Genomic DNA, 12,332 nt, shown 5'->3' with positions numbered 1-12,332 from the left:
GATTTTATTATGATACAAGCAAGTAATATTACACTTCGTTTAGGAAAGAAAGCATTATTTGAAGATGTAAACATTAAGTTTACCGAGGGAAACTGCTATGGCCTTATTGGTGCCAACGGTGCCGGAAAATCCACTTTTCTCCGTATTCTTACTGGAGAACTTGAGCCGACAAAGGGAGATGTTATCATCACTCCTGGCCAGCGTCTTTCCTTCTTAAAGCAGGACCACTTTAAATATGATGAGTATCCTGTTTTAGATACTGTTATTATGGGAAATCAACGTCTTTATGACATTATGAAAGAAAAAGAAGCAATCTATGCGAAAGAAGATTTTACAGAAGAAGACGGCATTAAGGCAAGTGAGCTCGAAGGTGAATTCGCGACTATGAATGGCTGGGAAGCAGAATCTGACGCTGCTACTCTTTTAAATGGTCTTGGTATTGAAACAGATTTGCATTACGCTATAATGAAGGATCTTAACGGTTCTCAGAAGGTGAAGGTACTTCTGGCTCAGGCTCTTTTTGGCAACCCTGATATTCTTCTTCTTGATGAGCCTACCAACCACCTGGATTTAGATGCTATCCGCTGGCTGGAGGAATTCCTGATTAATTTTGATAATACAGTTATCGTTGTGTCTCATGACCGTTATTTCTTAAATAAGGTTTGTACACACATTGCAGATATTGACTATGCCAAGATTCAGCTCTATGCCGGCAACTATGATTTCTGGTATGAATCCAGTCAGCTTATGATTAAACAGATGAAAGAAGCAAACAAGAAAAAGGAAGAAAAAATTAAGGAATTACAGGAATTTATTCAACGGTTCAGTGCCAACGCTTCTAAATCCAAGCAGGCAACTTCCAGAAAACGTGCTTTGGAAAAAATCGAACTGGATGACATCAAACCATCCAGTCGTAAATATCCTTATATTGACTTCCGGCCAAACCGCGAAATTGGAAACGAGGTTCTTACCGTAACAAACCTCTCTAAAACAATCGATGGAGTAAAGGTCTTGGATAATATTTCCTTTATTGTAGGCCATGATGATAAAATCGCTTTTGTTGGAAACAATACACTAGCTACCACTACTCTTTTCAAAATCCTGGCTGGCGAAATGGAACCGGATGAAGGCTCCTACAAATGGGGGGTTACCACAACCCAGTCCTATTTTCCAAAGGATAACACAAAAGAGTTTTCCGGAAGTGAAACTATTGTAGACTGGCTGATGCCTTATTCTCCTGAAAAGGATGTTACTTATGTCCGCGGATTTATGGGACGTATGCTCTTTGCTGGAGATGACGGTATGAAAAAGGTCAATGTCTTATCCGGAGGTGAAAAGGTTCGTGTTATGCTCTCCAAAATGATGATTATGGGAGCCAACGTACTGATTATGGATGAACCTACCAACCACCTGGATATGGAATCCATTACTGCGTTGAATAACGGAATTATCAAATTCCCTGGCGTTGTTTTATTTACCTCTCAGGATCATCAGTTCATTCAGACCATTGCTAACCGTATTATGGAAATCACACCAAACGGTTTAATTGATAAGATTTCTACCTATGATGAATATCTTGATAGTGACGAAATGGCTAGAAAGAGACAGATTTTAAGTGTACAGAAAGAAGAAGACGAGGATTAATCCTCGTCTTCTTTTTCTTCTAGTGGAAATCTTTTAATACGAACCTTATCAATACGATTCTTATCCATTTCCTCAACTGTATACAAAATATTGCCCTCCTGAACAGATTCGCCCTTCTTTGGCAAATGCTCTAAAAGGTTTATAATATGGCCTGCAATCGAATCATAATCATCGGATTCCAAGGAAAGCCCAATCGCCTCATTGATTTCATCCAGCCTGGCCGTTCCCTCAGCCATGTACTCGTCCTCTCCAATGCTCTGAATCGGATCGACTTCATCATCATCATACTCGTCACGGATTTCTCCGACAATTTCCTCCAGAAGATCCTCCAGAGTGATCAAACCAGCCGTTGCACCATATTCGTCCAAAACGATGGCTACTGCTGCTGAAGCCTTTCTAAGCTCAATTAAAAGTTCTGAAGTTTTTTGGAATTCATAGGTAAAGTATGGCTCTCTCATATGCTCCCGGATATGGAAATTTTCCGGCTTGTCCTTGTAGAAAAACACATCCTTAAGATTTATGATTCCAATGACATTGTCTTTTGTTTCATCATATACAGGAAGTCTTGAAAACTTTTCCTTTTCAAAGGCTGCAACAAGTTCATCATAGGTGTCATCCACATTGACAAACTCCATATCAATGTGTGGAACCATAACATCCTTTGCTAGTGAATCACCAAAATCTACCACATTTGTAATCATTCTTCGTTCTTCACTTTCAATAACGCCTTCCTCATGACTGACATCTACAAGAGTGCGAAGCTCATTCTCGGTAATGGATGATACCTTATTTGTCGTATCAATTCGAAACAACATCAGAAGTCCTATAGAAAGCTTATTTACAATAAAGATAACCGGCGTAAGAATTTTTCCAAGATAATAAATAATGCCCCCTATCTTTAAAGAAATCTGCTCTGCATATAGGGTTGCCAGAGATTTTGGTGTAATTTCACCAAAAATCAAAATTAAAATTGTAATAACACCGTTGGCAATACCAATTCCAACACTGGCATTATTACTCATGCCCATCCTCTGGCACATATTGATGGCAAGGGTAGTTGCTTGGGAAGCCGCTAAAATATTAACAACATTATTTCCAATTAAGATAGCTCCCAGCATTTTTGTCGGATCCTCAATCAGCTTATAGGTGATTTTTGCACCTTTTACACCTTCCTCTGCCAGACTCCGCAGCCGAATTTTATTTACTGCAGTCAGTGCTGTTTCCGAAGAGGAAAAAAATGCAGATAACGCAATCAAAATTATTAAAAATATTATCTGCGTCACGTCACTAGGGTCCAATTACATCATCTCCAATCTTTGTGATATTTTACAATATCACATTAGCCATGTCAAGAATATGAACAATTTTTTAACTTTTTTTTAATTCTTTTTTATTTTTCTTGCAGTCTTGAAAAAAAAATAGTACAATAGTCCCCGTGGAGGTGAATCCAATGAGAAAGAAATCTCATATTTCTGTTGCCCGTTATCTGATGAACAGCAACGGAATGGAATACTTACAAAAGCATAAGAAATCCTTTTACCTTGGAAGCATTCTTCCTGACTGTACCCCTTCTTTCATCACAAGAAGGCACTCGATTGACGAAACTCTTGACATTTTAAGAAAAGAAATTGATAAAATAACTATTAACTATAACTTTGAAAAGGGATTAAGCAGTTACTATTGCCGCCACCTGGGCGTGATTACCCATTATGTAGCTGATTACTTTACCTTTCCACATAACAAAATTTTTTCTGGAACTTTAAAAGAGCATTGTATTTATGAGGAAGATTTAAAACATGCCATTCGAAACTATGTGAAAAGCGAAGAAGCTAAGCGTGTCCGCGAAAAAAATGATATCTTCCGTACCACAGACGAAATCATCGCTTTTATCAAAGTTTCCCACGAAAAATATCTAAACACGATTAAGGAAACACAATATGACTGTATCTATATTGTTGAACTTTGCCACAGAGTGGTAGATGCTCTTTTACAATTATTTGAACTAAATTTACCGTTTCCTTCTTATGGAGTAAATTAATGAGTTCCTCTGCTCTGGTAGTCGATAGCTGCAGACTGATTTAATTTAAGCTGTGCTACGTCTCCCAGAGCATAGGGGTCTGTAATTTCTCCATTTTTTTCATATAACCACTGATTTCGATATCCCTGTAGAGCCATACTTTCATTTCGATAACTTAAATATCTTTTTCCATTGCGAATCGTTTCAATATCAAAGTTAAGTATTAGAAATCCCTCTTTCAGCCAAAATTCTTCCTGTAAATTTAACTTATTTCTTTTTTCCACCTGATTGAGTGAGAAGTCTTTCCTCGTAATATACAGCTTTGATGGCAGATAGTATTCAAAGTACCATTTTTGTACTCCCTTAGTATCACAAAGTATCTGCATTTGACTGGACAACATAATATTAGAAAAGGTAAAGCTTTTATACTCTTTCTGTAAAAATTCTTTCAACTGCAGCTGCTTCTTTTCTGCTGTTTTTTGTAATTCTATTGTTGGAATACTAAGATAGGTATCTCCCAGCCTTATGTTCTTTACATTATTTCTGTCATCTTCACTTCCTATTTTTATCAACTGCTTGAGCTTTCCCTCTACTGTTTCTGTATAATAGACATCTACCTCCTGTCGCTGCTTCAAATCCTCAGAAATATAATAAAATCGCGGAATAATTCTTACATAAGCATCTGCATCTTCCATTTCTCCGACAGTAAGACAACTCATACGAAGAATATATCCAGGCTTAATTCCCTTGATATTTGAAAAATAAGGATGACTTCCTGTCTTGATTGGCAGGCTTTTTACCGGAAAAGAAAAGCCCGTCAAAGCCAATGATTTTTCTTTTCGGAATACTTTCTGCCACAGTGGATAATCAGAAATATCATACACTTTAAAGTCTCTTAACTGCCCGGAAACCTCTACATCAACCCAGTCCCTTGCAACATAGTTTTCTTCTGACAGATTAGCCCAGCGTTCTTCTCCATCACCTATTTCCCCATTTTTTGCCACGCAGCGAAATTCTATCCGGTACTTTCCTTCTGCCACCTGCATAGGAAGGTAAAACGTAGCATTTTCTCCTATCTCCACCCAGCTATTGCTACTTTTTGTTTCTCCCTGATAAATTACCTCAAATGGGAACTTTACCTGCCGCCTCTTTATGTACCGACTGTAATCCTGATAAAAATATCCAAGAATACTCCGGTGATGTCCTTCTGCCGATAAAGTGACCTGAAAGCTTTTTCCAAGAATCAGGGCTCCTCTTTCCTGATCCGGAAAAAGCATCTGGCATTCCCTATATTTATCCTCTACACTCCCATCACATACCACAGGGGTATGAACAAATACAGGATTGATTTCTTCAATAGGAAAGGTTCTTCTCCTTTCATTTTCTTTTTTTAAAGCAATTAGTGGCTTATATATCACTTTTCCAGAAGATGTATAAGTACCATTTGGCCGTTTTACCGGCAAATAAAGTCCCTGCTTTAAAAATACAAAATCCTTAGTCTGTTCTCCTGCCTCTAGAAATTCTTTTGGATTTTCTGTGCTCATCTCCTGCCAAACAGGCTCCATAAGCACCTCACCTTTTACTGAGAGAAAATCATTTCTCACCCGTATTTCAGGAATCTCAGACTCTGCATAGGCCTGAAAATTCTCACTAGGAACTTCTGGTGCAAAATCACTACCGGAAATATACCTTGTTGGTAGCTGTAAGATTCTATTATAGGATGGTTCCTGAATATGCTCCTTCTTAGAATACAACTCATAATCAACTGTCGGTGGTTCATAATTTACCGGCTCCATCACCACCTGTTCTCCAGGCAGAGCCCCATTATATACAAGCATCTGCTCCGGTATTCCCACATATAAATCTTCAATTTTCCAATAAGAATATCTTCGTTTTACATATACTTCACTGGAAACTGTGTGACTTCGACTCCTTGGGACAGAAATTTCCTTCAATTCTCCTTTATTGCCATCAGGAACCATTCTCTTTTCTGTCCAGGAAAGCTGATAAGTTCTATTTACCGTTACTGGATATATCTTTTCTCCCTGCACTCTTTTATATTCATAAGAACGTATATATTCCTTTGTCCAGCCAGTACAATAAAGAGACTCCTCTACAGGTACTCCTTCTGTGACATCAAAGGGCTCATTTCCCAGTTCTCCTGCTCCGATTACTGCAAAGGGTGCTGCCTCTCCTGTTCCCTCCTTTTTTATCTTTTCCTTCTCCTGCTTTTCTTCTGGCGGCTCTGGAGCCTTAAACACTACCTTTATATCAAAAAGCTCATCAAAGTCTTTTTTATTTCTCCAACCAGCTGCCCCCTTTATTCCAGACAAAGTTCTATAATATTTCTTATCTGTTTTCCCATATCGAATCACCTTAAAAATACCATTTAAATACAGAATATCCCCCTTCCCCTTCAGAATACCTGCTTCTGAAAGAACGGTCTCCGTATCCTTTTTCGGTATGGTAAAGCTGACACGATAGGTACCATCACCATTATCCTTTTTACTACGGTATTTCTCCTTTAACCAAAGCGTCCCATATTTACTATCCTTTACTGGATTCCCGCCTGTCCTGTCCCTTCGCAGAGTAAAACCTACCTCACTCCATCTTATACCAGAGGTTGCAATGGTATCTGTTGTTTCAAAAACAATATCTCCATCTTTTATATAAGCAATATTTGTTCCTGCAAAGGCCGTCTTGTTTATAAAAATAACAGCTGTTACTATTATAAAGAGTTCAATAAACCGCTTCATCCCAACCTCCTCTTATTTCTTCATAGGATCTACCAGATTATCTGTAAATACCGCAAAATCTCTTCCATCAGAGCAAAAATTTGCCGTAGCAAGACCAATATCTACAACGGCCTCTCTCCATACTCCTTTTTTCAGATTTTTAAAGTACACATGGCTTCCAAAGAAAAGCTCTCTCTGATCCTTAGGAATCTCCTTTGCAGAAATAATCTTAAATTTGATATGCGCTCTCATAAAATAACCGGTAAGGCTCTTATAAAGGGTAGAGCTGTCTATATCTACCGTACCCTTAATAATTACCTTATTTCTCTTTATTTTTTCTATGTATTCTTCAATTTCTTCTGTTTTCTGCAAATCCTGTTCCCAATCCCCATAAAGATAGTATGTATTTCGCAAATTGTTAAACCAAGTAAAATCCTTTGAAACCTTTCGATAGTCCACATTCAGACGGGTTTTTAGATTCTGCTCAATACATTTTTTCCAGTCTTCCCCGTATTTCTCCCTAATTTCAGAGAGTGGATATTCTTTATTCCAGCTTATGAATTTCGCTTTATCCATCTTCGAAGGGTTTACATAATCCTTTCCCTCCTTTAGCTTATCTGCATACCATTCATAATCAAAGGTACTCTCATAATAGCTGTTTGGATAGCTATCCAAAATATACGGAAATTTTTTATAATTGGAAGGCAGCCTTGTCATTCTGCAAAGCTGCCCATCCGGGCTCAGCTTCAGACGCTTTTCCGGCTTCTGAATTCTAACTTTTATTTCCTTCCATTCCTTTAGGGTAAGCTTTTGGCTTCCCTGAAAGCTTCTGCTTTTACTATAACTGCCATTACTGCTGCCTCCCATAATCCCCCAATGATAGGCTAAAAGCACTGCTTCCCGGTTTTCCTTTTTTATACGGTTCAAGTCTGATATCCGCTTTTCCTTTTCAATTACATCAAGGAGCTTTTCATTCTTTTTTTCTCCTTGTTTTTCCATCTCCTGACATACCCAGACCGCTGCTTCCTCTCTCGTTTTTCCCTCCAGTTCTACAGCCTCCACAGTTCGATTTCCATAAATTCCGCCTAAAAACACTAAAGCTATTAGCATTGCTATGGTTTTCTTCATCTATACTCATATCCCTTCTTTTTAATCTCAGCACCACCAATTGCCATTCTGTTATAATATCCAATCGTATGGTTTCCATACGGATATCCCTGAAACAGCACCAGCATACTAATCTGGTCAATTTCCCGATACCATTCCTCATCCTTTATTACCGGAAGAAAAAAACGATACTGTATCCCCAACCGTTTTACTGCCACATTGTGCTCCTTGACTATCTCCTCCAGATTTTCTAATAATACCTCCCGTGTAAGCCTTTTTTGTTCCTCAGAAAACCAGCTTTCTTCCTGAAAGAATGGAATGTCATACACCTTTCCAATATCGTGAAAATCTCCCTCCAGAGCATCCCCTGTTTCCATATTTTCCACACGAATATAATCAGTAAGAGTAAAATAAATCCTAAAATCTTTCCATTTCTTTTCAAACCATACCTCACGAGTGTTACCTTCATTTAAAAAATCATAAAAGAAGGTAACCTTACTTCTCTCTACAAAAGCAATTACCGGCACACAGGCCTTTAAAAGCTCTCTTCTGCCTGAATTCTCCATTGCATCAAAATTTACTGCCATGGCTGTAAAAAAGCTATCCACCACCTCCTCTTTATTCAGCCTTACCTGGCGTCCGTTATCTATCTCTACACTTTCCGTCATCGCATCCTCTATTGCACTATCCAGACAGTTATTGTAATTGATTCTTAAAAAACTGATTTCCTGCAAAGCAGCTGTACCATGATCACTTATTGTTGCAAAGCATAAAAAAAGCATTGCAAAGACGATTCCAAAGCTAGCGGGCCTCATTATGCACTCTCCCTCCATAAACAGCCTCTACACTTAAATCAGTTCTCCCATCCTGCAGCCCGAAAAACAAGGAAAAGCGTTCTGCCAGGGAAGAACTGACTCTATTAACCTGAACCCGAAAAAAATCTCCTGCCAAAAGTTCATAACTGCCCGTCTCTAAAAAAAGCTGCTCTTTGATATCCGCTGTATAAACTCCTTGAAAATACGTCTGATAGCCTTCCTTCGTTTCATTTAAAAGCTTTTTGTAGTGCACCAGTTCAATTTCATAGACCTGTCTGGTAATCCCAAGCTTTTTTTCATATTCCTCATACATCTGTCTGGTTAATTTTCCTGTTGTCCTTACAGAATCCACAAGATAAGCCGTTTCTGTCATCACATAGCTTCGGTTTAAAATATCTGCCTTTGCACCGGCATACTGAATCGGCACTAAAAATAAAAGCACGATTGTTACTATCATCTCTACCATCTTTTCAAATCCGTGCATCTACTGTCTGTCCTCTCCTTTTTCTGTCATTCTATCACCGTAACAGATATAATATGATTTTCCTCTAGATTCTGTTTTAACATCTCCTCTGTACCATGGAGACTGCTAAAGATATACAGCATGACAGCAACGGCCATACAAAATAAGGTTGCTCCAAATCCCTCATAAAAAAGCTCAAGGCCATTTTCCATCTATTACACCTCCTGCTCAAAGGAAATTCCAATAATTGTATTATTGTTGTCTCTCACAACACTTCCTCTAAACTGCCCGTTCGGATTAATATAGGTCTCACTAAGGCGATCCTGAGCAGCCTTTACAGATGCCCCTGTGCCATCAGAAAGTGCTGTACGTTCCCGGTTCAAGGTATGATTATAGTAACTGGTTCCTTTTTTCGTCTTTACCTCGATGCAAAGCAAATCATTTTTATATTTATTTATTACATTAATCACTTCACTTCCGGATACCTGCAGCCCATCATAAATGACTTTATCACTTTCGTTGAACTCTGCATTAAGCCTGGCAATCTGCCCTGCCCCATTGGCTGCCGTATCTCTTGCTTCTCTCGCAATATAAAACCCCAACCCAACAATCACGCAGGTAATAATTGTTCCTGCTGCCAAAAGCAGCCCCTTTAAACTGTTTTCCATTGTTCTCCTCCTCTTTTATTGTCCACTTACCTGTGACATATAGCCTGACAGCTGAAGTATACTCTCCAGTACAAAAGGTACAATTAAATATAATAAAAGCGTCAGTACCATAGGAAGGTATGCTACAACACGGGCAAGTGCTCCTTTTTCTGTAATTGCAATTTCATTATCCTGTTTTCTCTTCTCCAAAAAATAGTTTCTTTGTCCGGCTACCTCATCAAAAGCCTTTTCTACTCCTACTCTGTCACAGGCCTCAAGATTCTCTACCAGCCGTACAAATGGAAGATATGGTTCCCTTTCTTTTAATAGCAGTAAGGCTCCTTCATTATCACAGGAAAAATTATCTACACACTCTGCCAGAGAACCTCTAAAAAATCTGCTAAAATTTTCCATCCAGCAAAGAATTGTCTCTGCGTTCATTCGTTTCAAATGCATCAGCATAATAATGATGGAATGAAACTGCAAAACCTCATCTTCTTTTTCCCGTTTTCCAAGAAAAAGCTGAAGTGCTAAAAAAACCTCCGGAAGCTTTCCTGCTAAAAAGCCTGCAAAAAAACTGCATACACCGGCGAGAATAAAAGCAGGCAGCCAGAACAAATTTTTTAAAAGACCGATGTGAAGTGCCATAATAAATACAATACCTGCTCCACCAGCTGTATAAAGTAGCTTTTTCACAATAAACTCCGGCAATCTTAAGCCTGTTTCACATTTCTGCAAAATCTGGCTTGCTTCTGCTGATTTTTTCGGATGTGTAAAAATCCATGCTTTTATTCTCTGCTGCAGCCATGGAATTCCTCCTATTTTTTCCAGTAAATAATGATTTTTATAACAGCTTTCAAAGGCTTTTAACCTGCCAATCAGCTGACAGGAACCGAAGGTGCCCAAAAAAATCACAAAAGATACAATAATCCCATAGGTACCATGGTAATACGTTTCAAGCTCAGGAAGATTTTGAATTCCCCAGTTTTCAATAACCTTTAAAAAGAATACCGGCAAAAGGCTAATCCAGAATAGTCCACTGAACACATAGGCAGCCTTTTCCCTTTTTAACAGCTCTATTCGTATCTCCTCCCGCAGATAATTTAAATTTGTTAAAAACAAAGAACTCCCATCCCAAATACTGTCACCATATTCTATCGTAATCTGACACAAAGCCAGAAATGTCGTCAGAAACTTGTTGGGTGCCAATTCCCGATATCTTATATCTGCTTCCTTGTCCTCTTCCGTAAGGACATCATAAATCTGATGCATATGAAGAGCTATTTCATACGGTGCCTGTTCCAGAGAATCATATACTGCTTCTTCAATAAGGCCTCCTGTATGATAATGGTGTCTCACATCTCCCAGGTATTTTTCCAGCTGCTCCAAAAGCCGTTTTTCTTCTTTCAGAAGGCGCTGATTTACCCACTGCCGGTTTACAATAACCGCCGTCATAAATAAAATTCCATATAAATATACCGTAGCACCCCGAAAGCTCAGAAAAATACCTGCCAGAATAAGGCTCAAAAGTAGATTACCCTTTAAAACCCTCTTTACAGACTTTTCAACGGTAATCTCGTCTGCAGGCTTTATAATCTGATATATATGCTGAAGTTCACTAAGATACCCCCGCACCCAGGGAAGCCTCTGTAGAAGCTGATACCAATCCTTCATTCTCCCACTCTCCTATAAATCTCTGAAAATCCTTTCTCTCTGCCGGTTCCAGATGAAAACTAATATCTTCCACACTGTCTGTGCTAAAGCCCTCTCCTTTTACATATCTTCCTTCTCTAAAGCAAACCAGCTCCCGTACAGAAAAAGTATCTCCTTCCGGTACGATTTCATTGATATGTTCAATGTAGCGGTGCCCGTCCATCCCTTTTTTCATATGTACATCAAAACGAATCGCTTCTGTCACCTGGCGGCAGGCTGCTTTTTCATCATGGAAGCCTCCCTCCAGTAAAAGAGCATTTCGCATGGAAATTACCAGATTTTCTGTTGTCTTGGCATGATGTGTAAACAATGTAAATAAAGAGGCTACTTGTGCCATGGAAATCAGCCAGCAACAAATGGGATTGCTTGCTACCTCACCTAAAATGCTTACTGTACCATCGCTTTTTTTAGAAAAATCCAATCCCTCCTGTCCCGAAACATCTGCTGTCTCCCGAAAAGTCACGATGTTTCTGTCAGGATAAATACGTCTTAAGTGCAGTTCAAAGGACAACTCATGTACCCGCAGATTATAGGATGGTGGAATAAAGCCTATTAAGGACATTAAAAGAGTCGTCTTACCGGAGCCCTGCTCTCCGGTGATACCTGTAACCTGACAGCCTTTAATCAGCCACTTCATCACTGTAATCGGAAGCTCCTTATTCTGATCAGTAATCAGCTTATGGATGTCCTCCTGAAGCACGGTATCAAATTTACGCACAAAGAGTACCCAGGATTCACAAAAAGGTGGCCGTGCCACCGCCACACGGCTTCCATCCATCATTTCATTTACCGTGTAGCCTTTAGCAGCAGACAACTGCTCTGGGTTATTATAGCGGTAAATATTCCGGCAGACCCGTATCAGCTCCCGATAGCTGTGAAAACCCAAAAAGGACAGATGAATTGACTTTCCATGATAAAAAAGCCATATACTGTCATAAGAAGCCGGCAGTGCTCTCGGCTCTGCTGCTCCGCTTATCATACCATTCATATCATAGTCCTCTGGTATTCCTGACACTCCTGCACTCACTCCATCAATCCGCATATCTCTGATTCCATCAATAACTCCGTTTCCCTTATACCGTTCATAGAGCCGCTGTGCCAAGATGTTTAACCTGTCATTAAAATCCAGATTTAAATAGTGTCTGCTGATTAAGCAGACATTTGCAACTTCCAACTCTTACATCTGCTCCA

At 39.2% G+C, this 12,332-nt stretch carries 11 protein-coding genes; 2 read left to right on the top strand and 9 right to left on the bottom strand.

Translation table 11 applies throughout. The annotated features are described in order from the left end of the window. Positions 1-9 precede the first annotated feature (9 nt). On the top strand, positions 10-1,644 hold the full coding sequence (locus tag ASU35_RS16640; protein ID WP_058354100.1) for an ABC-F family ATP-binding cassette domain-containing protein: 1,635 nt from the start codon (positions 10-12) through the stop codon (positions 1,642-1,644). Here ASU35_RS16640 and ASU35_RS16635 read toward each other — a convergent pair. Then, positions 1,641-2,942 (bottom strand): HlyC/CorC family transporter, encoded by a 1,302-nt coding sequence (locus tag ASU35_RS16635; protein ID WP_058354099.1) that lies wholly within the window; start codon positions 2,940-2,942, stop codon positions 1,641-1,643. The two genes, ASU35_RS16640 and ASU35_RS16635, sit on opposite strands and share 4 nt — an antisense overlap. A 152-nt stretch (positions 2,943-3,094) precedes the next feature. Between ASU35_RS16635 and ASU35_RS16630 the strand changes: the two genes are divergently transcribed. After that, entirely contained in the window at positions 3,095-3,682 is a 588-nt protein-coding gene (locus tag ASU35_RS16630) for a zinc dependent phospholipase C family protein (RefSeq protein ID WP_058354098.1), read from the top strand. Here the strand turns inward: ASU35_RS16630 and ASU35_RS16625 are convergent. The 8 genes from ASU35_RS16625 to ASU35_RS16595 are packed head-to-tail and all read right to left on the bottom strand — an operon-like array spanning position 3,679 to position 12,315. Further along, complete coding sequence (locus ASU35_RS16625; RefSeq protein ID WP_058354097.1) at positions 3,679-6,417, bottom strand: DUF5704 domain-containing protein; 2,739 nt, start codon at positions 6,415-6,417, stop codon at positions 3,679-3,681. The two genes, ASU35_RS16630 and ASU35_RS16625, sit on opposite strands and share 4 nt — an antisense overlap. A gap of 12 nt (positions 6,418-6,429) precedes the next feature. Continuing rightward, a complete protein-coding gene (locus ASU35_RS16620) occupies positions 6,430-7,524 on the bottom strand; it encodes a hypothetical protein (RefSeq protein WP_058354096.1) in 1,095 nt (364 codons plus the stop codon). Next, on the bottom strand, positions 7,521-8,318 hold the full coding sequence (locus tag ASU35_RS16615) for a hypothetical protein (protein WP_058354095.1): 798 nt from the start codon (positions 8,316-8,318) through the stop codon (positions 7,521-7,523). Before ASU35_RS16615 ends, ASU35_RS16620 begins: the two co-directional genes overlap by 4 nt. Beyond that, positions 8,305-8,802: a hypothetical protein gene (locus ASU35_RS16610; protein WP_058354094.1), complete on the bottom strand. Its 498-nt coding sequence runs from the start codon at positions 8,800-8,802 to the stop codon at positions 8,305-8,307. The genes ASU35_RS16615 and ASU35_RS16610 overlap by 14 nt, the downstream gene beginning before the upstream one ends. 26 nt (positions 8,803-8,828) lie before the next feature. Beyond that, a complete protein-coding gene (locus ASU35_RS19510) occupies positions 8,829-8,993 on the bottom strand; it encodes a hypothetical protein (protein WP_156059468.1) in 165 nt (54 codons plus the stop codon). A gap of 3 nt (positions 8,994-8,996) precedes the next feature. Beyond that, complete coding sequence (locus tag ASU35_RS16605) at positions 8,997-9,449, bottom strand: hypothetical protein (protein ID WP_058354093.1); 453 nt, start codon at positions 9,447-9,449, stop codon at positions 8,997-8,999. 15 nt (positions 9,450-9,464) lie between these two features. Next, positions 9,465-11,102, bottom strand: a complete 1,638-nt coding sequence (locus ASU35_RS16600) for a hypothetical protein (RefSeq protein ID WP_058354092.1) — start codon at positions 11,100-11,102, stop codon at positions 9,465-9,467. After that, the gene (locus ASU35_RS16595; RefSeq protein WP_058354091.1) at positions 11,047-12,315 is read right to left on the bottom strand and encodes a hypothetical protein; all 1,269 of its coding nucleotides are present in this window, start codon (positions 12,313-12,315) and stop codon (positions 11,047-11,049) included. Before ASU35_RS16595 ends, ASU35_RS16600 begins: the two co-directional genes overlap by 56 nt. Positions 12,316-12,332: the final 17 nt, after the last annotated feature.

Source organism: Acetivibrio ethanolgignens, from assembly GCF_001461035.1.
Taxonomy (GTDB): domain Bacteria; phylum Bacillota; class Clostridia; order Lachnospirales; family Lachnospiraceae; genus Velocimicrobium; species Velocimicrobium ethanolgignens.
Note: the sequence above shows the minus strand (reverse complement) of the source record. Positions and strands in the feature narration are given on the sequence as shown.